Source organism: Phycisphaerae bacterium (assembly GCA_017999985.1).
In the GTDB taxonomy this organism is placed as follows: domain Bacteria; phylum Planctomycetota; class Phycisphaerae; order UBA1845; family Fen-1342; genus JAGNKU01.
The window spans coordinates 136553-160205 of record JAGNKU010000005.1; the positions used below are offsets into that span (position 1 = coordinate 136553).

Here is a 23653-nt window from a genome sequence, read left to right on the forward strand (position 1 = left end):
GCGATGTCCGCGCTGCTCGCCCAGGCCCCGACCTCACTGCCGGCCGTCGCGCCGGAAGGCGGCACGTTCTGGATGCCGCCCGCCGCGTCCACCGGCGCCGTCGCGACCGACGCCGTCTTCTATTTCATCTACGCCGTCTCGCTGTTCTTTTTCGCCCTCATCGTCCTGCTGATGGCGTATTTCGTCATCCGCTATCGCCGACGGGTCGAGGGCGCGCGCGGCCCGGGTCGCGCCACGCACAACACGGCCCTCGAGCTGACCTGGACCGCGATCCCGCTGGTGCTGGTCGTGATCATGTTCTACATGGGTTTTCGCGGGTTCATGAACATGATCAACGCACCCGCCGGCGCGCTCGACATCCGCGTGCTGGGCCAGAAGTGGTTCTGGTCGTTCACCTATCCCAACGGGCACATCGACACCGAGCTGCACGTACCGGTGGACATGCCCGTCCGGCTGATCCTCGAATCCAACGACGTGATTCACAGCTTCTTCGTGCCGGCGTTTCGCATCAAGCGCGATGCCGTCCCGGGGCGCTACAATAAAATCTGGTTCAAAGCGACCCGGCCGGGCGAGTACCTGGCTCTCTGCGCGGAGTACTGCGGCACGCAGCATTCGGACATGTTGGCGCGCGTGGTCGTGCACGAGCCGGGCCTGTACGAAAAGTGGCTCGACGAGGCCTCCGACCCGTTCAAGACGCGCACCCTGGCCGAGGTGGGCGCGCTGCTGGTCACGCGGCGCTGCGGCGGCTGCCATTCCACCGATGGCAGCGCCAACATCGGGCCGACGTTCAAGGGCCTGTACGAGCACGATGTGGCCCTGGCCGACGGCACCACGGTCCAGGCCGAGGACAACTACATCCGCGAGTCGATCCTTGAGCCGCGGGCCAAGATCGTGCGCGGCTACGACCCCGTGATGCCGACCTTCAAGGGCCAGCTCACGGACAAGGAAATCACGGCGATCATCGAATACTTGAAGGAACTAGGCAAATGACCGGGGCTGGTGGCCGATATGAGCGCGATTGATCCGGGCATTTCGCTCCCCGCCGGACAGCCGCAGGCCGCGGCGGGCGACAACTACCTCACGCGGACCCGGGGCATCCGGTCCTGGCTCTTCACCGTCGACCACAAGCGCATCGGCATCATGTACCTCGTGTCGATCCTGGCGGCGTTCCTGCTGGGCGGCATTTTCGCCATCCTCATCCGCACCGAGCTGCTCACGCCGCAGCGCACGATCATGAGCGCGGACAACTACAACCGCGTGTTCACGCTGCACGGCGCGATCATGACCTTCCTGGTCATCATCCCCGGCATCCCTGCGGCCCTCGGCAATTTCGTCCTGCCGATCATGCTGGGCGCGAAAGACCTCGCCTTTCCGCGCCTTAACCTGTTCAGCTACCACCTGTGGGTGCTCGGCGCGCTGCTGTCCGTCGTGGCCATCCTCATGGGCAGCGTCGACACCGGCTGGACCTTCTACGTGCCCTACGCCACCGACACCAGCATGGGCGGCGTCATCCCCGTGCTCCTCGGCGTGTTCGTGCTCGGCTTCAGCTCGATCTTCACCGGGCTCAATTTCGTCGTGACGATCCACAAGCTCCGCCCGCCGGGCATGACCTGGTTCCGCCTGCCGCTGTTCCTGTGGGCGCTCTACGCGACCGCCATCATCCAGATCCTCGCGACGCCGGTGCTGGGCATCACCGTGCTGCTGCTGATCGTGGAGCGCGCCTTCGAGCTGGGCATCTTCCAGCCCGGCTTGGGTGGCGACCCCCTCCTTTACCAGCACTTCTTCTGGTTCTACTCGCACCCCGCCGTCTACATCATGATCCTGCCCGCGATGGGCATCGCCAGCGAGGTGATCTCGATCTTCAGCCGCAAGCACATCTTCGGCTACCACTTCATCGCCTTCAGCAGCATCGCCATCGCGATCTTCGGCTTCTTCGTCTGGGGCCACCACATGTTCGTCAGCGGCCAGTCCGCGCTGGTAACCACCATCTTCAGCCTGTTGACGTACAGCGTCTCCATCCCGTCGGCGGTCAAGGTCTTCAACTGGCTCGCCACGCTGCACGGCGGCTCGATCTCGCTGAAAACGCCCATGCTTTACATGCTGGGCTTCATCTTCATCTTCGGCATCGGTGGCCTCACCGGCCTGTTCCTCGGCGCGCTGGCCACCGACTACCACCTGACCGACACGTACTTCGTCGTCGCCCACTTCCACTACGTCATGATGGGCAGCACGCTCCTGGCGATGATCGGCGGCATTCACCACTGGTGGCCAAAGATGACCGGCCGCATGTACTCCGAGCTGTGGGGGCGCGTGGCCTTCGTCGTCGTCTTCATCGGCTTCAACCTGACCTTCTTCCCGCAGTTCATCATGGGCACGCACGGCATGCCCCGCCGCTACTACAACTACCCGCCCCAGTTCGAGTTCCTGCACGTGCTTTCCAGCATCGGCTCGTACCTGATGGCGGTCGGTTTCGTGATCACGGCGATTTACCTGCTGCATTCGCTCTTCGCCGGCCGGCGCGCCCCCGCCAATCCGTGGGGCGGCGCCACACTTGAATGGCAATGCCCTTCGCCGCCGCCCACGCAGAACTTCGACACGCCACCCGTCGCCGGCGACCCGTATGACTTCAGCGACCTGGAATACGACGCCCGCACCGGCGGGTACGTCCGCGTGAACCGTCCGGGTGCCAGCGTGCCCGGGCATTAGCGAGCCAGAACCCGATGTCCACCCTCAACCCCAGCGATGCAGCGCCGCCCCACGAGCACCCGCCGCATCTCCAGCACCATTTCGACACGCCGGCGCAGCAGTTCGAGTCGGTCGTGCTGGGCATGTGGCTGTTTCTGGCGACGGAGATCCTGCTGTTCGGCGGGCTGTTCTGCGCCTACGCCGTCTACCGCGCCAATCACCCCGAGATCTTCGAGTACGCCCACGTCTACCTGAGCAAGCCGCTGGGCGCCGTCAACACGGTCATCCTCCTCGTCAGCAGCTTCACGATGGCCACCGCGGTGTGGGCCGCGCAGCACACCCGCCGCCGGCTGCTCATGGTCATGCTCGCCATGACCATCGCCTGCGGCCTCGGCTTCCTGGGCATCAAGTACGTCGAATACGAGCACAAGTGGAAAGACGGGCTGCTGTGGGGCAAGCACTATCAGCCGGCGCACCCGCACCCGGGATTCGCCACCCACGCCGCGGCGGAGCACGGCACCGCGCCGCCGCCAGCCGCGTCGCAGCCCACTACCGCCCCCGCTGGCGAAACGGCCTGGATCGTGCAGCCGGCCGAATCCGGACCGCGCGGCCTGCTGCGACCCGGCGCTGCGCCGCTCGAGCTGTCCACCGAACCCAAGGTGCACAACGTCCAGGTGTTTTTCGCGGTGTACTTCGCCATGACCGGCCTGCACGGCCTGCACGTGATCGCCGGGCTGGTGCTGATCGCCTGGCTGCTGGTCCGCGCGCAGCTCGGGCATTTCACCGCCGCCTACTTCACGCCCGTGCCGATGGTTGGACTGTACTGGCACGTGGTTGACCTGATCTGGATTTACCTGTTCCCGCTGCTGTACCTGATTCACTAGCGGCGCCCCGCGCGCCGGCGAGGATCGCCGATGACCGCTCCCGAGTCCCCCACCACCGCCCACCGCCAGGTCGGCCACCATGTGCCCTTGTGGGTGCTCGCGGCCACGCTCGCCGCCCTGCTCGTGCTGACGTTCATCACGGTCGCGGTCACGCGCGTGGCGTGGCTCGACTTCGGCCCGACCATCAACCTCTGGATTGCCCTGCTGATCGCGACCGTCAAGGCCACCCTCGTGGCCCTGTACTTCATGCACCTGCGCTATGACAAGCCCTTCAACGGCGTCATCCTGATCGGCGCACTCCTGTTCGTCATGCTCTTCTGCGGCCTGGCGCTCATGGACTCCCTCGCCTATCGCCCGGACGTGCAGGAATATCGCGACGTCGATCCGGCGCGCTACGCGCCGGCCCTGCAGCAGCCGTGAACACGCCCCGGCCGCCCGCAACCCCCGCCGGCCTCAGCGCCGGCCGCCTCATCATGCTGCTCTTCCTGGCGTCGCTCGGCATGGGCTTCGCCGCCGTGCTGGTCTTCTATTTCGTCATGCGCAGCCGTGCCACCGCCTGGCCGCCACCCGGCACACCGCCGCTGCCGGCCGGGCTGTGGCTCAGCACCGTGCTGCTGATCGGAACCAGTGCGAGCCTGCTCGTGGCCCGCCACAGCCTGCGCCAGGAACGCGCCCCCGCGGCTGCACGCGCCCTGCTGATCGCGCTGCTCGCCGGCCTCGCCTTTCTCTTCAGCCAAATCGCGAACTGGTGGCTGGCCTGGGCGGCGAACCTGCCGCCCGGCCGCAACATGTTCTCCATCACTTTCTACCTGCTCACCGGCCTGCACGCGGCGCACATCATCGGCGGGCTCGTCCCGCTCGCCGTCGTCACCGCGCGGGCCCTGCGCGGGCGCTACAGCGCCGCACACCACGCCGGCGTCACGTACTGCGCCATGTACTGGCACTTCCTCGACGCCGTCTGGCTGGTCATCTTCGCGGCGCTTCTGCTGAGCACTTGACCCGTGCCCGCCGCCGCGTGCTAATCCGCATATGCGCATCGCCGTCGCCCAAATGCCCGGCGCCTCCCTGGACCGGTGGGCGGAAACGCTGGCGCTGCTCGAGGCCCTGGTTACGCAGGCCGCCGAGCGCGGCGCGCAACTCGTCGTGCTGCCCGAATGCGCCTGGCCGGCCTATTGCCTGGGCAGCATCGCGGAGTATCGCGCCGCGCGAAACGCCGGCCTGCCCGCCCCCGCCACCTTCCTCGCCCGACTGCAACAGCTCGCCCGCAACCAGCACATCGCGCTCTGTGCCGGCTTCGTCGCCGAAGATCACGACCGGCTCTACAACGCCGCCGCATTCGTCGCCGCCAACGGCGCGCTGCTCGGCATGCGCCACAAGTGCTTCCTGTGGGCGTTCGACCGCAACTACTTCTCGCCGGGCACGCGCATCGAGCCGCTGGACACCGACTTCGGTCGCATCGGACTGATGATCTGCGCCGACGCCCGCCTCCCCGAAATCGCCGCGACGCTGGCCGCCCGCGGCGCGGAGCTCATCCTGCAACCCACCGCCTGGGTGAACGCCGGCGCCACCGACGCGCTTTGGAACCCGCAGCCGGATTTCCTCATCGCGGCGCGGGCCACGGAGTTCGGCGTGCCGATCGCGTCCGCCAGCAAGTGGGGCCGCGAACGCGACACTACCTTCGTCGGATCGAGCCTCATCTGCGCTGCCGACGGAACGATCCGCGCCCAGTGCGGGTCAGCCGAAACCACCGTGGCCGTCGCCGAGGTAACTCCCGCCCCGCCCCGCCGCCCCGTCATTACGCCCGCGGAGCGCAGCGCACTGCTGTCGCCCGCTCCACCGGACCCGCCGCGCGGCGATGTCCGTCCCGTGACGGTGTGGCCCGTCGCGCACACCATCAACGACCACGCCGTGGCCGCACAACTGGACACCCGTGCACCGGTTCCAGAGCACTTGCTCGTGTTACGCGACGGCCCGTCGTCTGATCCCGTGCGGGGCGACCGCTATACGCTGTTGAGTGGACCGACGCCCGCGCCGCTGGACATCGCTGGCGTGCGCATCGGCTCGGTGCGTGCCCCCGCTGCCGCCCGCTTCGCCCCGCTCCGCTGTCTTGCGCTGCGCGGCGTGCACGCCGTCGTCGTCTTCGGCGCCGACTGTCCGCGCTGCGCGCTCCAGGCACGGGCGTGTGAGAACCGTATCTTCGTCGTCCAGGTGACCGCTGCGCACGGACAGATCATCGACCCGCACGGCCACGTCGTGCCCGCCACCGACGCCCCGGTCACGCTCGCCGCGGCGCTCGCCGCGCGCAAGACCGTGGCCCCCGGGACCGACGTGCTCGCCGGCCGCTGCCCCGCGCAGTACGAGTTCTGACTCGCCGCCCCACCCCGTGTCACGGATTCTCGAAATACGGCTTGCCGGCCTCAAAGAGCGCCTGGTGTGCCTGGTAATCCCGGACATCGTCCGGCCGATTGGCCGCCTGAGCGATCTTGAGCGCCTCGCCGACCCACTTGCGGGCATCCTCGAACCGACCGGCCGCCGCGTACGCCGCGGCCAGCGTGTCCAGCATCGTGTCATCCCGGTGATTCGTCGCCGCGCAGGCCTTCTCCGCCCACTGGATCGCTTCCTCCGGCTTGCGGCGCGTCGCATCCGCGCAGGTCGCCAGCAGCCACGCGAGCGAGTTCGCCAGCTCCGGCCGGTCCGGCATGACCTGCAGCCCGTCGCGCAGCAACTGCTCGAGGGCGGCGTAGTCCTTCGCGATGGTCAGCAGATCACGCAGCGCCAAACGAGCCGCCAGGTACTTGGGGTCGGTGCGCAGCGCCGCGGCAAACTGCTCGCGCGCGCCGGCCACGTCGCCGGCGCGGAAGAGGTAGAGCCCCAGCGCGTGGCGGGCGGCCACGAGTTCCGGATCCAGCTCGACTGCCTTGGTCAGCGCGGCACGCGCCTCCGCTTCCTGGTCCAACTGCTGCAGCCAGCCGCTGGCCGCCAGATACAGGTCGCCGCTTTGCGGCTGCGCGGCCAGCGCGGCTTTGATCACCGCGACGCCGGCGTCCGGCGTGCCCCGGGCCATGGCCAGCGTGCAGAACCGTCGCAAGGCCTCTTCGTCCGCCGGGTTCTTATCCAGCACACTGCGCAGCAACTGCTCCGCCCGGTCGAAGTCCTTCTTGAGCAGCATGGCAAACGCGAGCTTGCACTTCGCCGGCGCGTAATCCTTGCCGTCCGGCAGGCTCAGCACACGCTCGAACTCGCGGACGGCGTCATCGAGTCGGCCTTGCTGCGCCAGCACGTCGGCCAGTTGCGTGCGAGCGCGCACGCCCGAGGTGTCCACGTCGATCGCTTCGTTCAGCAGCCGTTCCGCGAGCGAGAACTGCTTCCGCTCCGCCTGGGCCGCCGCGGCTTCCAGGAGCGCCTCCAGATCGTACCCCCGCACCAGCAGCGTGCCTTCCATCGGGTCGATCAGTGGGCGGATGTGCGTATCCTGGCCGGCCCGGCGGCGCCGCGCGGCCGCTTCCGTGGTCTCACCGCGCGCCTCGAAAACGGCCGCAAGCCCCAAGTGAGCCGGCCCGTAGTGCGGCGCTGTCTTGAGGGCCCGGAGGAAATGACCCTGCGCCTCGTCCAGCTTGTTTTCGGCTACTAGACACAGTCCAAGACCGGCGTGCCCCACGACGTCGGCCGCGTCCGCCGCCAGCGCCGCTTCGAAGAACTCGCGCGCCCGGGCTGGATCGGTTTCCATCAGCAGGGCCGCCAGGCGCGTGCGCGCCGGCTTGTAGTCGGCGTTCAGGGCCAGGGTCTTTTCATAGGCGGCCTTGGCCTGGGCGGGATTACCCGCCCGCGCGTGCGCCAACCCGAGCGCGTACAGCCACTGCGACTCCTGCGGAGCCAACTGGGCCACTCGCTCGAAGCACACCACCGCCGCCTGCGGGAACCCGTGCACGTAGCACAGCGCCCCCAGGTCGGCCACCTTGCCGATGTCGTTGGGCACCCGGAGCGCTTCGCGCCGCGCCGCCCCCAGCTTTGTTTCGAGCACCAGCGGCAGCGTGCCCAAGTCCAGTTCCGGCAGCGGCAGCTCCGCCGCCCCGGCCATCGGCGCGGTGCCCGGCTCCGTTCCCGGGGCCGCGCTGGCGCCCTCGGGGGCAGCGGACTCGCGCTTGCACGCGCCGCCGGCCAACAGCCAGCCGCCGATCGCCAGCCCCACCAGACACGTACCCGCATACCGTCGTGTAATCATCGCCCGTTCCTGTCCAACAGGCCGTGAACCAGGGCACGGCACGCCCACCGGGGACCCGCGCCGCATCCTTTTGCCAGCATACCGTGCCGTCCGCGCGCCGCCAACGCGCGGCGTCGCGCCGTCACCGCCGGCCCCCGTAGACGCCAGAGCCGTTCTTCACTCGTGCACAAAATCCGTCGCGGGATTCTTCACCACCAGCACCGGGCACGGCGCATGCTGCACAATGCGCTCGGCCGTGCTGCCAATCAACACATGCCGCAGCCCGGTACGCCCGTGCGTCGCGACGATGATCAGGTCGATCTGCGCGCTCTCAGCATACTTGCAGATGCCATGCCAGGCGTTGCCGAAGATGATGTCGCTGACCACCGGCGGGTCGCTGCCGAACTGCTCGGGCACCACGCTCGCCAGCCGCGCCCGGCAGGCCTCGATCAGCTCCTGGTCGGAGAACGTCACCGGCACCTCGGTCGGCAGGGTCACCGCCAGGTCCGCGGTGAGCGGTGGCGGAATCACGTGAATCACGTGCAACTCCGCGTTGAAGGACTCGCGGAAGGCCCGCGCGTAGCGCGCCCCGTGCAGCGACAGCGCGGAGAAGTCCGTCGGCCACAAAATCCGCTTGGGCTTCACGACCATAAGGCACCTCGTTGGATTGTACGCCGCGACCCGACTCGACCTGCCCCCCGGACACCCCTCTGACAACTCCGACTTGGCCCGCGCTCAGGCGTCCGGCTCGATCCGCGTCCCGCTGCGGCCCGCCAGCGCGTCCGCCATCCGCTCGATACTGCAGATGATCACGCGCGCATCCCCTGGTCTGCAACCCCGCACGAACTCAATTGCCGCCTCGATCTTGGGCCCCATCGACCCCGGCGGAAACTGCCCTTCGTCCAGGTAGCGCTGGGCCTCGGACGCTGTCAGCCTGTCCAGCGTCTTTTCCTGCGGCGTGCCATAGTTCAGCGCCACGCGCTCCACGCTCGTCACGATCAGGAGCACCGGCGCATCCAGCGCGCGACCCAGCAGCGCCGCCGTGCGATCCTTGTCGATCACGGCCTCCACGCCGTGCAACTCGCCATTGGCGTCGCGCGCGACCGGGATCCCACCGCCTCCCGCCGCCACGACCAGCTCCCCCGCGCTCACGAGCCGCTTGATCAAGTCAATCTCGACGATCGCCTTCGGCGGCGGCGACGGCACGACGCGGCGCCAACCCTGCTGTGGCACCGAGATCATGTCCCAGCCTTGTTCGCGCTGCAGCTCCAGGGCCTTGTCCTTGCGGTAGAAATTGCCGATCGGCTTCGTCGGCCGCTTGAACGCCGGGTCGTCGCGGTCGACCTCGACGCTCGTCACGATCGCGGTCGCGGTCCGAGGGATGTTGCGGCGATGCAGGGCATTGTTGAAACACTGTGCGATCATGAAGCCCATGCCGCCCTGCGTGTGCGCGCCGCAGATGTGCAGCGGCAGGCGGTACAACTCGCGGGCCGCCAGCTCGACGCGCCGCAGCACGTTGCCCACCTGAGGACCATTGCCGTGCGTGACCACGAGCTGATACCCCGCCTCGACCAGGCCGGCCAGGTACTCGGCGGTGTAGCTGGTGTTCTCGAACTGCTGAGCGACGTTGCCTTCCTGGTTGGGGCGTGAAATCGCGTTCCCGCCCAACGCGACCATGATCAGCTCTTTGCGATACGTGTATTCCGCAGGCACGGCGTTCAGTCCCGGCTGAGGGATTCAGATAAGCCAATTATCGGCCGTGCGCGCCCGCCGGCTGTAGGCCCGGGCGCGCTCCCGAATCTCATGGCTGGCGACTACGTTCCTTCGCCCGACGACGACAGGTAGTGCACCTGTTCGCGCGTGAGCCGGTCAATGCTGATCCCCATCGCCTGCAGCTTGAGCTTGGCCACCTGCTCCTCGATCGCCTTCGGCACCTCGTGGACCGCCACGCCGAGCTTGCGCCCCTTCTTCACGATCCACTCGGCGGTCAGCGCCTGCGTCGCGAAGCTCATGTCCATCACGCTCGCCGGGTGCCCGGTCGCCGCGCTGAGGTTCACCAGCCGGCCATCGGCCAGCAGGTGAATGCTCTTGTTCCGCCCGAGTTGGTACTCGGTCACCAGCGGCCGGACGTCCTTGATGACCTTCTTCGACATCTTGCGCAGCGCCGGGATGTCGATCTCGACGTCGAAGTGCCCGCTGTTGCAGATGACCGCCCCGTCACGCATCTTGCGGAAGTGCTCGGCCCGCAGCACGTGCTTGTTGCCGGTGACCGTGATGAACACCTCCCCGAACTCGACGGCCTTGGCCATCGGCCGGACGTCAAAACCGTCCATGGCCGCTTCGAGCGCCTTGAGCGGGTCGATCTCGGTGACGGTGACAATCGCACCGGCACCGCGCGCCCGCATCGCCACCCCGCGCCCGCACCAGCCGTAGCCGACCACCACGACGTGCTTGCCGGCCAGCAGCACGTCCGTCGCCCGTACCACGCCGTCGAGCGTGCTCTGCCCCGTGCCGTAACGGTTGTCGAACATGTGCTTCGTGTCGGCGTCGTTCACCGCCACCACGGGGAACTTGAGGATGCCTGCCTGCGCCATGGCCCGCAGCCGGATGACGCCGGTGGTCGTCTCTTCCATGCTGGCCAGAATCCCGCGTGCCTCGCGCTGGCGGCGCGTATGCAGCGTGTTCACCAGGTCCGCACCGTCGTCCATCGTGATCTGCGGTCGAGTGTTGATGACCGCGTTCAGGTGGTCGTAGAACACCGGCACGCTCTCGCCACGGCGGGCATACACGGCGACGCCAAAATCCTTGACGATGCTCGCTGCCGTAGGGTCCTGCGTACTGAGGGGATTCGACGCGCACAGCGCGACCTCGGCCCCGCCGGCCTTCAGCGTGCGCATCAGGTTGGCGGTCTCGCTGGTCACGTGCATGCAGCAGCCCATGTGGATGCCCTTCAGCGGCTTCTGCTTCTCGAAGCGCTGGCGAATCAGGGCCAGCACGGGCATATCGCGATCGGCCCAGAGGATCTTCTTGCGCCCCTCGGCCGCCAGATTCAGGTTCGTCACGTCACAGCGCGTCTTCGCCATGCCAGTCTGCTCCTCACAGCAACCCTGCCCCCGCGGCCGCTGCAACCGGCCGAATCGCGAAGCTTATCGGCTCGCCGGCGATTGCACAACGCCTGCGCGCAGGGACGAAGGCTCCGTTGTGGGGATGGAGTAGCCCCCGCACGATCGCGCTAAGCCGGGCTGGGCAGCGGGCCGGCTTCGGTGTCGGGCGGGCGTTGCACGGGGCGCGCCACCGGCGTCTCGGCGCGGCGGCCCTGCTCGGCCGCGATCAGGTCCGCGACCGTCGGCTTGTTGAGGCTCTCGCCGGCCATGACGGCGCGGACTTCCTCGCCACTCAGCGTTTCGTATTTGAGCAGCGCCTGCGCGACCGCCTCGAGCTGCGGGCGATGTGCCTCGATCAGGCGGCGCGTGTCTGCATAGGCGGCGTCGACAATCCGCTTCACCTCTTCGTCAATCATCCGCGCGGTCTGGTCGGAAAACTCCTTCGTCAAGCCAAAGTCCGGCCGCATCTGCCGGCCGACCGGGTCGTCTCCGTAGTAGACGAATCCCAGTCGATCGCTCATGCCCCACTCGGTGACCATCTCACGCGCGAGCTGCGTCACCTGGCGGATGTCGCCGCCGGCACCGGAATTCACGTCTTGACCGAGAATCTCTTCCGCCAGGCGCCCGGCGCACGCGACGCGCATCTGGGCCTCGATCCACTTGCGGCTGTAGTAGCTGCGGTCCTTCTCCGGCAGCGCAAACGTCGCCCCGCCGTACGGGCCGCGCGGAATGATGCTCACCTTGTGGACCGGGTCGGCGTCCTTCAGAACGGTCTGCACGACCGCGTGCCCGGCCTCGTGATACGCGGTCAGCAGGCGGTCCTTGTCATCCACGACCCGGCTGCGCTTCGCCCGGCCCCAGCGCACCTTGTCGCGGGCCTCTTCGAGGTCTTCGAGCTCGACCGCGTCCTTGCCGGCCAGCGTCGCCAGCAGCGCGGCTTCATTGATGATGGCCGCCAGGTCCGCCCCGCTGAACATCGGCGTGCCCCGCGCGATGCGCGACAGCTTCGGCTCGAGCGGCGGCTGCACCTTCACCTTCTGCGCGTGGACGCGCAGGATGTCGATGCGCCCCTTCACGTCGGGCAGCGGCACATACACCTGGCGATCGAAACGCCCCGGGCGGATCAGCGCCGGATCGAGCACGTCGGCCCGGTTCGTCGCCGCAACGACGATGACCTGGTCATTGCTGTCAAAGCCGTCCATCTCGACGAGGATCGCATTCAGCGTCTGCTCGCGCTCGTCGTGCCCGCCGCCATTGTAGCCCATGCCCCGCCGCCGCCCGACCGCATCGATCTCATCGAGGAAAACGATGCAGGGCGAGTTTTCCTTCGCCTGACGGAACAGGTCGCGCACGCGCGACGCGCCCACGCCGACGAACATCTCGACGAAGTCGGAGCCGCTGATCGAGAAGAACGGCACCTCGGCCTCGCCGGCAATCGCCTTGGCCAGCAGCGTTTTGCCGCACCCCGGCTCGCCCACCAGCAGCACGCCGCGCGGGATGCGCCCGCCCAGCCGCTGAAACCGCTTCGGGTTCTTCAGGAACTCGACGATCTCGAGCACTTCCTCCTTGGCCTCCTCGACGCCGGCGACGTCGGCGAAAGTCACGCTGGTGTGCTCCTTGGTGAGGATACGGTGGCGGCTGCGGCCGAAATTGCCAAGCATGCCGGCGCCGCCGCCCGTCTGGCGCAACTGCCGGAAGAGCAGGAACCAGATAATCGCGAACAGCAGGAGCCAGGGTATGATCGAGAGCAGGATGTTGACGAAGAGATTGTTGCTGGCCTGGCTGCCGAAGTCGACCGGCTTGGCGCTCCGGGCGCTTTTCGCCTCAACTTCCTTGCGGATCTCCTCGATCTTCTGAACGACGCCCAGGTACTCGCACTCGAAGAGCTTCGTCTCCGGGGTCACGTTGGCCGGGATGCGGTCAGGCCGGAATTCGCCGGTGATCGCATTCTCCTTGACGACCACCTTGGCGATATCGCCGTTCTCGATGTGCGTCCAGAATTCGCTGATGGAGAGCTTGTGCACCTTGTTCATGCTCTGACTGAGCATGACGAAGAACATCAACCCCAGGCCGACGATGACGATCCAACTGAACAGCCCGCGGGACATGCGCACGGGCGGCTTCGGGGGTCCACCGTCCCCATCGCCGCCGCCGCGCGGGCGTTGAGGTTGTCGTTGCTCATCGGGCATCGGTTCACCGTCCGGTGGCCGCGGGCCAACGCGCTCCGGCTGGCGGCGCGACTGCCCGGCCGGGGCGGCGCGCTCACCAGTCCTCGTACATCAGAGCCACAATCCGGGCGGCCAGGCGGTCGATGGCCCGCTCCTGGGCGAACTTCTCGCTCTCGCCGGTGGGGTTCAGATAGTCCACCGTCTGGAGCATGGCCGGCTGATCCACCAGCAGGCGTCCGGTGCGGATGTCCTTCCACTGAACCCGGACCGTGAGGTTCAGGTGCTTCTCGCGCGGCTGCCGGGTCTGGTAGTCGGGCGCGAACGCCGCCTGCCGCTCTTCCAGTACTTCCGCTACCAATATGGTATCGGCCTTTTCACGCGGGGCCAGCCGATAAGGCGTGTCCATCCCGATTCGCTTCTTCAGGGCTTCCGTGAGCGTGAATTCCAGGTCCCGGCGAAATTCCTTCGACCCGACCATGTCCACATACACGGTCCGCACGTCCGTCCGATACGGACCACCGGCCCGATATCCGCACCCGGAAACGGACACCAGCACGAGCAGCAGGCCGGCCACGAGGTGGGGTCTGGTCACGGCGCGACGTCCTCCGCCGGAGTCTCCCCGGTCGCGGCCCCCATGGCCCGCAGGCGCGTGTGTGCCTGCCCGGCGGCCAGCGTGTCCGGCCAGTCCTTCAGAATCTGCCGGTAATAAAACTCCGCCGCGCTGGGCTGACGCGTCCGTTCGTACCAGCGGGCGATGTCGAGGTCTTTCTCCGCCCGCTGCTGCCGGATGCCTTCCAGGCGCTGCGCGACGTTCTCGCGCTCGGCATACCCGGGAAACGCTGCCATCAACTGCCGATAGCGCTCGTCCGCCTCGACCAGCGGCGTGGCGTCGAAACGGATGCCGGGGAAAGCAGCCTCGGCGGACTCTGCCGTGCGCAGCATCGCAAACTGCACGTAGCGCCCGCTGGCATACTGCTGGGCCAGGTTGGCGTACTCATCCTGAGCCAGATCGAGATCGCCGTGCGAGAAGTAGTAATCCGCCTTCAGCTTCAGCGCCAACTCGCCCAGCCGCGAGCCGGGGACGCGCTCCCAGACGCGATCGAGAATCTCAACGCCCTCGGCGTACGCGGGCAGGCGCAGGACGCGCCAGACGATGCGCTTCTGTCCGGACAGAAACGCGCGGGCCACGTCGACACACCGCTGGTTGGCCAGTTCGAAAATCTCGCCGGACGCATCGTCCGCGACGCTGGTGTAGCGCTTCACCGCCTGCCAGAAATCGCGGCCTTCAAAGTATGTATCGCCGAGCAAGAGCGTCGCCTCATAGCTGCGCTCATCGTCGGGGTTGGCCTTGATCCAGCGCTTCAGCAGCGTGCGGGCCTTGCCGGGTTTGCCCTCTGCGAGATAGGCACGGGCCTGCCCCAGCTCGTCGGTCGGCTCACCTTCAATGGGCGCCTCTTCGGCAACCCACTCATCCGTGTCCGGGTCGAGTACTTGGCGTTCGCGGTAACGTTGCTCCTGCGAGAGCAACGAGAACTCCGTCAGCACCGCCACCAGGCTGGTGAGTGCGATCACGCGAAAATCCATGCCGAGGTTGATCATGCGGGCCCATTATAGGCCGTGAGCGCGCAGCCAACAATCGGGCGCCCCGCCATTCACGGGCCACAGCAACACAACTCAGCCCCGCGGTCGCCGTGCCGCCGCGACTTGGCCCCCGTACCCCCCCGCGATATCCTGCCGCCCGCGGGGGTGTCTCGTCCGGCACAGCGACCGTTGCGGAGTGCCGATGGTCGGGCGCAAGTGGCGTACATGGGTGGTGCTGGTCGTCGTCGGCGTCGCCGCCGCGGCCGCGCTGCGCCCCACCCTCCAGAGCCCGTTTTCCCGTGGCGCACACCGGGAAACGGCAAGCGCACTGCACCCGGGGGCTGAGCCGCGCCAGCCCGCGCAGTGGCCGTTTCACAGCTTTGGAGTTCAGGCGCTGACCCGCTGGTCATGGCGGTTGGACGACATCGTCTGGGGTCCGGTCGCGGGCGGGCCGGGGTGGACGAACCTCGCGCTGCATGTCGTCAGCGGATGGCTGGTTGCCGCCCTGGCGCTGATCCTGCTGCGGAGTGGCGCCGCGCGGGACGCGCGCCCCACCGTCACGCATTACGGGGCAGCCCTCCTCGCCGGGCTGCTCTTCGCGCTCCACCCGTTGCGCGTCGAGCCCGTAGTGTGGGTGGCACAGCGCGCCACGCTGCTCAGCGGAATGTGGGCACTGGCCGCGACGCTGTGCTACTTGCACGGGGCCACGCGGGCCCACCGCGCGTGGCTCGGCGTAGCGCTCGCGTGCGGCACGTTGAGTTTCGCCGCCGGCAGCGCCGGCCTGACGCTGCCACTCGTCTTCGTCGTGCTCGACTGGTATCCGCTGCGACGTCTGGGCCTCACTGCGGGCTGGTTCAGCCGGCGCACACGTGGCGTGTGGCTGGAGAAGCTGCCGTTCGTGGTGTTGGCGGCCGGCGCCCTTGCGCTGGGACTGGCCGCGCAGCGGGCGGCGGACACTTCACCGGCGCTCGGCGCGCTGGAACGCATCGCGGTGGCGGGCCGGAGCGCGACCTTCTACGCCTGGAAGACCGTCTGGCCACACGGGCTCGCGCCGCTGTATGAACTACACCGCCCGGTCCCCTGGCTATCGTGGCAGTTCGGCGGCGCCGCCGTCGCGGTGCTCGTCGCGCTGGCTGTGGCCGTTGTCGTGGCCCGCAAGGCGCCCGCTGTGACGGCTGCGGCACTGGCCTATGTCTTGCTGCTCGCCCCCGACGCAATGCTGTTTCCGAATGGGCTGCTGGCGGCGGCCGACCGTCACGGCTACCTGCCCGGCGTGATCATCGCGCTCGCGCTGGGGGCGGCGCTCGCGCGGCTTTGGGCGGAGCACGACGCACTCAGTCGCATCTTAGCGACGGGCGCGACGCTGGCCGGCTGCGTAGCGGTCGGCGCCCTCGGCATGCTGACCTGGCAGCAAGCCCAGCTCTGGCGCGACCCGCGCACACTCTGGCGCTACACTGTGGATCAATACCCGGGCAGCGGGCTGGCCGCCTGGGAGCTGGCCCGGGCGCGCGAACGCGTGGGCGAGACTCAGCCGGCCATGCAACTGTACAGCGCCGCGGTGCGGCTCAGTCCGCAGGTCCTTGAGCTGCGGCTCACCCTGGGCGCCGCGCTGCTCCGCGAGTCCAACACCAAAGCGGCGATCGCGGCCTACCAGGGCGCCGTCCAGCTCGCCCCGCAATCCGCCGCGGCCCACTTCGGACTCGGCGCGGCCCTGGCGGCGGGTAACGACCTGGCCGCGGCGGAGGAGCACCTGCGCCGCGCGCAGAGCCTGGCCCCGGATGACCCGCGCCCGCCGAGCAGTCTCGGCCACCTGTTCATGCTGCAAGCCCGCTGGTCGGAAGCCGCGGTGGCTTTTCAGGCCGCGCTGCGAATGGTGCCCGACGACGCCGACCTGCACTACGACCTGGGACACGCCCTGGATCGCGCCGGCGCCCGCGAAACCGCCGCTGCCATGTTCCGGCGCTGTCTGGAATTGTCCCCCAACCATGGCCTGGCGCGCGCGGCGCTGGCCGCGCCGACGGACCCGCCTACCGAGCCGCCCCCGCCTCCGGCTGCAACTCAAACCAGTCGTCCTTCCGGCAGACCGTGAGCACCGGCGTCTCCACTTCGTGGTCCAGCACGAGCAGGCCGTGGTCGGCGGCGAGCCACGCCAGCAGCGCCTGCTTCGACGCCCGGTTCTCGAGCGGGAACAGGTCATACGCCATGTTGTACGGCGCCCCCAGGTGGTGCCGTGTCGGCATGAGGTCGCCGGCGAAGACCAGCCGCCGGTCCCGGCCGGCGACGACGATCGAGTGATGGCCGCGGGTGTGGCCCGGGGTCGGCCGCGCCTGAATCCCCGGGACGATCTCGCCGGCTCCCTCGAGCGGGCGCCAGGCGCCGGCACGCTCGAGCGCGGCGTAATTCTCCTCGCGGTACGTCGCGGTCATGATGCCGAAGTTCGCGCGGGCATCGTCCAGCTCGGCCCGCTGCACGTGCACGCGGGCGCGCGGGAACGTGGGCCGCACCTCTCCATTGCGCTCGTACGTCAATCCGCCGGCGTGGTCAAAATGCAGGTGCGAGACGATCACATCGGTGATCGTGTCCGGGTCGACGCCCAGGTCGACCAGCGCCGGCAGCAGCCAGTGCGCCGGATCGATCGCGAAAATGCGCTGCTCTTTGTCGCCGTACTTCGGCCCGTGCCCGGTCTCGATGATCGCGCGGCGCTCACTCGGGCCGGGCCATTCGACCAGCAGGCAGTTGCAGTGCAGTGGAATGCGGTTTTGCTCGTCCGCCGGGCAGGCCCGCGACCAGAGCGGCTTCGGAATCAGCCCGAACATGGCGCCGCCGTCCAGCCGCAGGCGCCCGCCGTTGACGAGCGTGACCGTGCAGCCACCGAGGTCATAGCGTGGGGGTGACGCAGTATGCATGGCGCCCAAGTTCCCGGTCGCGCTCCAGCCCGACGAAAGAAGTATAGGCCACCCACGCGCTGCTGCACGCGGGGCCGGGTCGGTTATGATACCCGCACGCTGGCGGAACGCCTCCGCCGCCCCGAGCAAGGACCCACGCTTTGGCCCTCGACGCCCGATTGCGAGCCATCCGCGCCGTATGCCTGGACGTGGACGGCGTGCTCACCGACGGCCGGTTGTACATCGACGACACCGGCCGCGGCGCGCGGCTGTTCGACGTTCACGACGGCTTCGCGCTCTATTGGTACCAGCGGCTCGGCGGCATCGTCGTGATCTGCTCCGGCAAGCACTCGGAGGCCGTCGCGGTGCGGGCCGCTGAGCTCGGGATCACCCACGTGGTCCAGGGCAGTCGCGACAAGCCCGCCGACCTGGCGCCGCGGCTGGCGGAAATCGGGCTCGGCTGGTCTGAGCTGGCAGTCATCGGCGACGACCTGCCCGACGTGCCGCTGCTGCACCGCTGCGGTTTCCCGATCGCGGTCGCGAACGCGGTGGACGAGGTCAAGGCCGTCGCGCAACTGGTGACGCGGCGCGCCGGCGGGCGCGGCGCCGTCCGCGAGGCGCTCGAACATCTGATGCGGGCGACCGGACGCTGGGCGGAAGTGCAGGCCCATTACGGTCTCGCGCGAACCGCGCGGCCCGACTGACAGGATCCGGAACCATGGTGCGCAACATCGTCCTTGCCGTTTCTTCGCTGGCCGTCCTCGGGCTGCTCTTCGCGGCGTACTGGCTGCTTCTGGGAACGCCCGCCAGCGCGCCGGTCGAGCGCCCGGTCACGGAGACTCTGCAGACGCCCCAGGTGCCCACGACGCAGCCGCTCAAGATCGGCGACGCGATCGAAGTGCCCGCCGGCGGCAAGATCATCTTCCGCCGCTTCGACGAGAAGACCGGCCGCCCGCGGGATATGTTCGCGTGCCAGGACTGGCAGCCCGTGCCCGACGCACGGAACGAGATTCGCGTGACGGCCCCCGAGCTGGCCATGCTGCTGCCCAGCGGGATGATCGCCACGATCACGGCGGACGCGGGCCAGATCACGGTGGACCGCGTCGAACAGTCGCAGATGCGGCCCAAGAACGGCCATCTCGCGGGCCACGTGCGCATCGTCGTCGATCGCGACACCGCGCCCGAGCGCACGCCGGCGGCCGAACGGCCGGAAGACCTGATCACCATCAGCGTCGACCGCCTCGAGTTCGACCTGGAGCTGGGCGAACTGCAGACCAACGAGCGGCTGACCGTGGCCAGCGAGGATTTCGAGATCGCCGGCAGCGGGCTGCACCTGATCTGGAACCAGGCCGACAACCGGATCGAGACGCTCTCGATTGCCCATGGCGAGGAGTTCGTGCTCTACCCCGCCGCCGGCCTGTTCGGCATGGTGACGAACGACGAGCAAGCCGGGCCACCCCCTACGCCACCCCTGCAGGCCGGCGAGCCGCCGCGCCGGCGCCCGCGGCCGCGGCGCGCGACGGCGTACCAGTGCATCCTCGACGGCGGGCTGGTGGCGGAGCAGTTCCGGGGCGCGGAGCGCGTCGGCGGCCTGGAGGCCGACGAAGTGAAGCTGTTGTTCGACGTGGGCGGCGGCGCCGACAAGTTCCTCCGGTCGCGCCCGACGTCCGCCCCCGCCACGCGCCCGGCGCGCGAGGAGCGCGAACGGCTCGTCCTGCGCTGGAACGGGCGGCTGCAACTGACGCCCACGGCCGCGGCGCCGGCCGGCGAGCCCAACCGTCGGCGGTTCGAGGCCCGCGGCCACCCCGTGGTGCTGTCGCGCGGCGACGGCCACGTGCGCTGCGGGCAGGTCGCGTTTCACGATGACACGCAGCGCGTCTGGCTGTATCCGATGGAAGGCGGCACCGTCGAGTTCGGCCTGGGAGCGAAGCTGGCCGCCGCGGCCCAGAGCATCTACATCGACCGCCTGGCGCGCATCGTCAAGCTGATCGGCAACGTCGAGCTGCGCTCCCAGCGCGGCACGGGCACGACGGCCCGGCTGTCTGCGATCCGCTGCGCGTACTGGGGCGAATTGCACATCGCCGCGGGCGCGGCGACGACGCAGCCCACCGCGACCGACGACGCATTGCTGACCGCCGAGCGGCTCGAATCGGCCGTGTTCGTCGGCGACGTGCAGGTGGACCTGGGGGCGCAGCAACTCACCGGGCACCGCCTCGATGTCGGCTTCCGCGCCGACGCCGGCGGGCAGACGCTCGAGGAACTGCTCGACACGGCGCAGGCCTCGGGCAACGTGCGGCTGACGAGCGGCAACGGCCGGCTGGAGTGCGGCGATCTGCGGTTGGTGTTCGACCTGACGCCCGCGCACGAGTTGTACCCGTACCAGATGGACGCCACCGGCGCGGTGCTCATCTCGCGCGGTGCGACCAGCATTCGGGGCCACCGCGTCACCGCCGATCTCGCGCCGCCGCCGGAACAACCCGGCGCCAAGGCGGTGTTCGTGATCCGCGCGCTGCGCGTGCTGGGGGCGGCGGAGCTGATCGATCCGGACAACCGGGTCGCGGCCCGCGGGCATGAGATCGCGGCCGCGTTCGCAGGCGTCAACGAGCTGACCACGGCCACGGTCCGCGGCGGCGAGGGCGAGTTCGGCGTCGTCCACGCGCGGCCGTACACCGTGCGGGGCGAGCTGATCAGCCTCGACCGCGCCGCCCAGACGGTGCACGTCGACGGCCTCGCGCGCCTCTCGTTCAAGACGCAGCGCAGCCTGCAGGGCGAGTCGCGCAGCCAGCCCACGCCGATCGTCGTGCACAGCCGCCGGCTGCTGCACATCGACGGGTTGCGCAACACGGTGCGCTTCGAGGGCGACGTGCGCGCGGACAGCGGCGACGAGCAGTTGCAGGGCGACACGCTGACGCTGCTGCTCGAAGACATCACGGCGCCGCCCGCGCCTGCGCCGACCACGCTCTCGCTGCGCGATGTGTGGCGGACGGCGCGGCGCCTGCTCGGCGGCCAGGGCGATTTGCCGTCAAAGGATGACCTCTTCGCGCTGCGCGTCAGCGGCCCCACCGAGCGCTTCCGCAAGGAACCCGTGCGCCTGACCGCGGACCACGCGCTGGTCGCCAGCGAGAGCTACGCCCCCGGCGAAGACCTGCCCGTCGTGCACACCAGCATCTCGGCACCGCTGCTCGAAGTGGACATCATCAACCGGCAGATCACCACGACCGGCGAGACGGAACTCCTGATGACGGATCGGCGCGGCCTCAACGACGTCGAGCCCGCGCGCGACGCGCTGGGCGTCCCGTCGGCGCTGCTCAGCCGCGGGGCCAGCCAGACCGCGATGGGCTGCCTCGGCCGCATGACGTACACCCTGGGCGTGGACGGCCCCGACCGGCGTGACACGGTCGTGTTCGAGGACCGCGTGGTCTTCGTGCACCGCACCGGCAAGGAAATGGTGGACGTGGAGCAGATGCTGCCACGCGGCACCGACCGGACCGTCGCGGTGGAGAATCTCAAGAGCCGCAACGCCACGCTCGACTGCGATCGGCTGGAATGCTGGTTCAGCGTGGACTCGGCCGCGCCGCGCGCCGCGCGCGGCGGCGTGCTCACGCGGGCCCCGCTGCGCCTGGCCTCGCTGATCGCGTCCGGCGGCGTGTACCTGCGCGATCAGGAGGAGGCCCGCGTCCGCGAAGTGAACGCGGCGTGGATCGAGTTCAATCGCGAACTCGGCCGCATCCACGTGCGCGGCGCGCCCCAGGCCGACGCCCGCGTCTACTTCGAGAACCTGCAATCCGGTCAGTTCGACGTGCACGCCGGCCCGGAACTGGTCATCAATCTCAACGACGGAACGATCCGCACCGACACGCTGACGGGTGAAATCCGGCGGTGACGCCGGCGGTTCGGACGGCGGTTGGACGGCGAGCACAGCCATGGCCAGAACAGAAGTCGGCGCCAGCATCCCCCGCCGCTCCGCCCTCGCCACGGACGCCGCGGAATACGGCCTCGTCTGGCCGGGCCGGCGCGCGGCCCTGGCCGCGGCCCATGCGTCCGGCGCCGACCGTTTTCTCGCCGCTTCGGGCTCGTTGGTGCGCCCCGCGGCGGTCGGCCACCTGCTCATCGAGGGCGACAACCTCGCCGCGCTGCGCCTGCTCCAGCCCACCCACGCCGGGCGCATCAAGGCAATCTACATCGACCCGCCCTACAACACCGGCGCGGACCGACTCTACGCCGACCGTTTCCGCGGTCGGCGCGGCCTGGCCCCGTCCGCCCGCCTCCATGCCCGCTGGCTTTCCATGATGGCGCCGCGCCTGCTGCTGGCGCGCGACCTGCTCCGCCTCGACGGCATGATCTTCATATCCATCGACGACAACGAAGTGCACAACCTGCGGCTGCTGATGAACGCGCTCTTCGGCGAGGAAAACTTCATCAACACCATCGTCGTCAAGACCAAGGAATCCAGCGGCGCCAGCGGCGGCGGCGCCGACAAGAAGCTGAAGAAGAACTGCGAATACCTGCTGCTCTACGCGCGCTGCCTGGCCCACTTCCGCCGCACGGAAGTCTTCCAGCGCCGCCCGCTCAGCGCCCTGCTCGACGAAAAACGCGCCGCCGGCAAGCCCTACGAATATCGCCACGTGCTGCTCGACTCCGGTCGCCGCACCCACGTGGCGACGCTGCGCGACGGCCGCGGCCAGGCCCTCGAGCTGTACCGCCACGCCGGGCACGTGGTCGCCACGATCGAGCAGCTCGCCAACGACGAGCGCCTGCCCCTCGCCGCCGCTTACGCCCGCCACCACGCCCGGGTCTTCCGCACCACCAACGCGCAGACCTCCATCCGCACGCGCGTCCGGGCCGCGCTGCGCGGCGCCGACGGCCTCTACTCGCTCGATTACGTGCCTGCGTCTGGTCGCGACCGGGGCCAGCCCGTTACGAAGTACTTCACCGGCGGCCGCGCCGATCTCCTCGTCTGGCTCAAAGACACCTCCGAGCTGCAGGACGGCCAGGTCATCAAGCGCGTCAAGGCCGGCACACTCTGGGACGACCTCGCCTGGACCGGCATCGCCCGCGAGGGCGGCGTCGATTTCCCGCACGGCAAGAAACCCGTGCGCTTCGTTCGCCGAATCCTGGAAATCGCCACCGGCGACGACCCGGCAGCCCTCGTGCTCGACTTCTTCGCCGGCTCCGGCACCACCGCCCAGGCCACGCTCGAGCTGAATCGCGCGGACAGCGGCCACCGCCGGTTCATCCTCATCCAGAGCCCCGAGCCCACCGATCACCCCGCCGGCCCCACCATCGCGGCGATCTGCCAGACACGTGTGCAGCGCGTGCTCGCGGAGTTCCGCGCCGCGCGCCCCGACACGCCCGCGGACGACCTGCGCCTGCAGGTGCTCAAGATCGGCACAGCGCCCGCGCCCGCGCGAAAATCGCGTCCAGCATCGGCTCCGTCAGCCGTTTCGTGAATGTGTTCTGCTGGCTGGGGTGAAAGCTCGCGAGGACCACGCGACCATCCGCCAGCACGTACTCGGCGCCGTGCGCGAATTTTGGCAGCCTTACACCCAGCACCCGGCCACTCTCATCCCACGCCAGCCGCCCCAGCGCCACCAGCACCCGCCACGGCATACACGCCAGCGTCTCGGTCAGATACCCCGCGCAATTGCGGATCTCCGCCGGCGTCGGCTTGTTCCCCGGCGGCGCGCAGCGACACACCGCCGTGATGAGGCAATCGGTGAGCACCAGCCCGTCTGTGCGGTGCTCGGAGCGCGGCTGGCTGGCGTACCCCGCCTTGTGCAGCGCGCGGAACAGCCATTCGCCACTGCGGTCACCCGTGAACATCCGCCCCGTGCGGTTCGCCCCATGCGCCCCCGGCGCGAGCCCCACGAGCAACAACCGGCCCGCCGGGTCGCCGCAATTCGGCACCGGCCGCCCCCAGTATTCCTCGTTCCGGTACGCCGCGCGCCGTGTCCGGGCGATCAACCGGCAATGGGCGCGCAGCCGCGGGCAGCGCATGCACCGCACCACCCGCGCATCCTGACCAGCCAGCCAGCCGTCGTCGCCAACCGCCATCACCAGCCCCAACTCCCACTGCGCCGCGCAGATTCCAGGATCATACTGCGTGATCGGCGGCGGCCAGCCCTGATGACAACGCATTCTCAGC

General features: G+C 69.1%; 19 protein-coding genes. 10 read left to right on the plus strand and 9 right to left on the minus strand.

The genetic code is table 11. The annotated features are described in order from the left end of the window. Positions 1-3 precede the first annotated feature (3 nt). The 6 genes from coxB (at position 4) to KA383_08565 (ending at position 5936) form a co-directional block, all read left to right on the plus strand. Positions 4-990 (plus strand): cytochrome c oxidase subunit II, encoded by a 987-nt coding sequence (coxB, locus tag KA383_08540; GenBank protein MBP7746167.1) that lies wholly within the window; start codon positions 4-6, stop codon positions 988-990. An 18-nt stretch (positions 991-1008) separates the two neighbouring features. After that, positions 1009-2706 carry a cytochrome c oxidase subunit I gene (gene ctaD / locus KA383_08545; protein MBP7746168.1) on the plus strand — a complete coding sequence of 566 codons (1698 nt, stop codon included), beginning with the start codon at positions 1009-1011 and terminating at the stop codon, positions 2704-2706. A gap of 287 nt (positions 2707-2993) precedes the next feature. Continuing rightward, positions 2994-3569 carry a cytochrome c oxidase subunit 3 gene (locus KA383_08550; protein ID MBP7746169.1) on the plus strand — a complete coding sequence of 192 codons (576 nt, stop codon included), beginning with the start codon at positions 2994-2996 and terminating at the stop codon, positions 3567-3569. 30 nt (positions 3570-3599) lie between these two features. Next, positions 3600-3989 (plus strand): cytochrome C oxidase subunit IV family protein, encoded by a 390-nt coding sequence (locus KA383_08555; GenBank protein ID MBP7746170.1) that lies wholly within the window; start codon positions 3600-3602, stop codon positions 3987-3989. Then, a complete protein-coding gene (locus KA383_08560; GenBank protein MBP7746171.1) occupies positions 3986-4567 on the plus strand; it encodes a heme-copper oxidase subunit III in 582 nt (193 codons plus the stop codon). The genes KA383_08555 and KA383_08560 overlap by 4 nt, the downstream gene beginning before the upstream one ends. A gap of 31 nt (positions 4568-4598) precedes the next feature. Beyond that, on the plus strand, positions 4599-5936 hold the full coding sequence (locus tag KA383_08565; protein MBP7746172.1) for a carbon-nitrogen hydrolase family protein: 1338 nt from the start codon (positions 4599-4601) through the stop codon (positions 5934-5936). Between the two features lie 19 nt (positions 5937-5955). Here KA383_08565 and KA383_08570 read toward each other — a convergent pair whose 3' ends face one another. The 7 genes from KA383_08570 to bamD form a co-directional block, all read right to left on the minus strand. Next, positions 5956-7791, minus strand: a complete 1836-nt coding sequence (locus KA383_08570; GenBank protein ID MBP7746173.1) for a tetratricopeptide repeat protein — start codon at positions 7789-7791, stop codon at positions 5956-5958. A gap of 156 nt (positions 7792-7947) precedes the next feature. Beyond that, a complete protein-coding gene (locus KA383_08575; GenBank protein ID MBP7746174.1) occupies positions 7948-8421 on the minus strand; it encodes a universal stress protein in 474 nt (157 codons plus the stop codon). Between the two features lie 84 nt (positions 8422-8505). Then, positions 8506-9447 (minus strand): carbamate kinase, encoded by a 942-nt coding sequence (locus KA383_08580; GenBank protein MBP7746175.1) that lies wholly within the window; start codon positions 9445-9447, stop codon positions 8506-8508. 137 nt (positions 9448-9584) lie between these two features. Beyond that, on the minus strand, positions 9585-10853 hold the full coding sequence (locus KA383_08585; protein MBP7746176.1) for an adenosylhomocysteinase: 1269 nt from the start codon (positions 10851-10853) through the stop codon (positions 9585-9587). 149 nt (positions 10854-11002) lie between these two features. Continuing rightward, positions 11003-12988 (minus strand): ATP-dependent zinc metalloprotease FtsH, encoded by a 1986-nt coding sequence (gene ftsH / locus KA383_08590; GenBank protein MBP7746177.1) that lies wholly within the window; start codon positions 12986-12988, stop codon positions 11003-11005. 148 nt (positions 12989-13136) lie between these two features. After that, complete coding sequence (locus KA383_08595) at positions 13137-13634, minus strand: hypothetical protein (GenBank protein MBP7746178.1); 498 nt, start codon at positions 13632-13634, stop codon at positions 13137-13139. Further along, positions 13631-14641, minus strand: a complete 1011-nt coding sequence (gene bamD, locus KA383_08600; GenBank protein MBP7746179.1) for an outer membrane protein assembly factor BamD — start codon at positions 14639-14641, stop codon at positions 13631-13633. The genes KA383_08595 and bamD overlap by 4 nt, the downstream gene beginning before the upstream one ends. Positions 14642-14825: 184 nt before the next feature. Between bamD and KA383_08605 the strand changes: the two genes are divergently transcribed. After that, the gene (locus KA383_08605; protein MBP7746180.1) at positions 14826-16712 is read left to right on the plus strand and encodes a tetratricopeptide repeat protein; all 1887 of its coding nucleotides are present in this window, start codon (positions 14826-14828) and stop codon (positions 16710-16712) included. Here the strand turns inward: KA383_08605 and KA383_08610 are convergent. Further along, positions 16651-17529, minus strand: a complete 879-nt coding sequence (locus KA383_08610) for an MBL fold metallo-hydrolase (GenBank protein MBP7746181.1) — start codon at positions 17527-17529, stop codon at positions 16651-16653. The two genes, KA383_08605 and KA383_08610, sit on opposite strands and share 62 nt — an antisense overlap. A gap of 188 nt (positions 17530-17717) precedes the next feature. On the opposite strand from KA383_08610, the gene KA383_08615 reads away from it, so the two are divergent. Genes KA383_08615 through KA383_08625 form a run of 3 tightly spaced genes read left to right on the plus strand, consistent with a single transcriptional unit; the run spans position 17718 to position 22958 of the window. Beyond that, the gene (locus KA383_08615) at positions 17718-18212 is read left to right on the plus strand and encodes an HAD hydrolase family protein (protein ID MBP7746182.1); all 495 of its coding nucleotides are present in this window, start codon (positions 17718-17720) and stop codon (positions 18210-18212) included. Positions 18213-18226: 14 nt separating this feature from the next. Then, positions 18227-21391: a hypothetical protein gene (locus tag KA383_08620; GenBank protein ID MBP7746183.1), complete on the plus strand. Its 3165-nt coding sequence runs from the start codon at positions 18227-18229 to the stop codon at positions 21389-21391. Positions 21392-21431: 40 nt separating this feature from the next. Next, positions 21432-22958 carry a site-specific DNA-methyltransferase gene (locus KA383_08625; GenBank protein ID MBP7746184.1) on the plus strand — a complete coding sequence of 509 codons (1527 nt, stop codon included), beginning with the start codon at positions 21432-21434 and terminating at the stop codon, positions 22956-22958. On the opposite strand, the gene KA383_08630 is transcribed toward KA383_08625, so the two are convergent. Beyond that, positions 22888-23562, minus strand: coding sequence for a uracil-DNA glycosylase (locus tag KA383_08630; protein MBP7746185.1), 675 nt, complete (start codon positions 23560-23562; stop codon positions 22888-22890). The two genes, KA383_08625 and KA383_08630, sit on opposite strands and share 71 nt — an antisense overlap. Positions 23563-23653 lie beyond the last annotated feature (91 nt).

What these genes read in the sequence shown, in the direction of transcription:
- coxB (MBP7746167.1), top strand. Translation starts at nt 4, where the DNA reads ATGTCCGCGCTGCTCGCCCAGGCCCCGACCTCACTGCCGGCCGTCGCG.
- ctaD (MBP7746168.1), top strand. Translation starts at nt 1,009, where the DNA reads ATGAGCGCGATTGATCCGGGCATTTCGCTCCCCGCCGGACAGCCGCAG.
- KA383_08550 (MBP7746169.1), top strand. Translation starts at nt 2,994, where the DNA reads ATGGCCACCGCGGTGTGGGCCGCGCAGCACACCCGCCGCCGGCTGCTC.
- KA383_08555 (MBP7746170.1), top strand. Translation starts at nt 3,600, where the DNA reads ATGACCGCTCCCGAGTCCCCCACCACCGCCCACCGCCAGGTCGGCCAC.
- KA383_08565 (MBP7746172.1), top strand. Translation starts at nt 4,599, where the DNA reads ATGCGCATCGCCGTCGCCCAAATGCCCGGCGCCTCCCTGGACCGGTGG.
- KA383_08570 (MBP7746173.1), bottom strand. Translation starts at nt 7,791, where the DNA reads ATGATTACACGACGGTATGCGGGTACGTGTCTGGTGGGGCTGGCGATC.
- KA383_08575 (MBP7746174.1), bottom strand. Translation starts at nt 8,421, where the DNA reads ATGGTCGTGAAGCCCAAGCGGATTTTGTGGCCGACGGACTTCTCCGCG.
- KA383_08580 (MBP7746175.1), bottom strand. Translation starts at nt 9,447, where the DNA reads ATGGTCGCGTTGGGCGGGAACGCGATTTCACGCCCCAACCAGGAAGGC.
- KA383_08585 (MBP7746176.1), bottom strand. Translation starts at nt 10,853, where the DNA reads ATGGCGAAGACGCGCTGTGACGTGACGAACCTGAATCTGGCGGCCGAG.
- bamD (MBP7746179.1), bottom strand. Translation starts at nt 14,641, where the DNA reads ATGATCAACCTCGGCATGGATTTTCGCGTGATCGCACTCACCAGCCTG.
- KA383_08605 (MBP7746180.1), top strand. Translation starts at nt 14,826, where the DNA reads ATGGTCGGGCGCAAGTGGCGTACATGGGTGGTGCTGGTCGTCGTCGGC.
- KA383_08610 (MBP7746181.1), bottom strand. Translation starts at nt 17,529, where the DNA reads ATGCATACTGCGTCACCCCCACGCTATGACCTCGGTGGCTGCACGGTC.
- KA383_08620 (MBP7746183.1), top strand. Translation starts at nt 18,227, where the DNA reads ATGGTGCGCAACATCGTCCTTGCCGTTTCTTCGCTGGCCGTCCTCGGG.
- KA383_08625 (MBP7746184.1), top strand. Translation starts at nt 21,432, where the DNA reads ATGGCCAGAACAGAAGTCGGCGCCAGCATCCCCCGCCGCTCCGCCCTC.
- KA383_08630 (MBP7746185.1), bottom strand. Translation starts at nt 23,562, where the DNA reads ATGGCGGTTGGCGACGACGGCTGGCTGGCTGGTCAGGATGCGCGGGTG.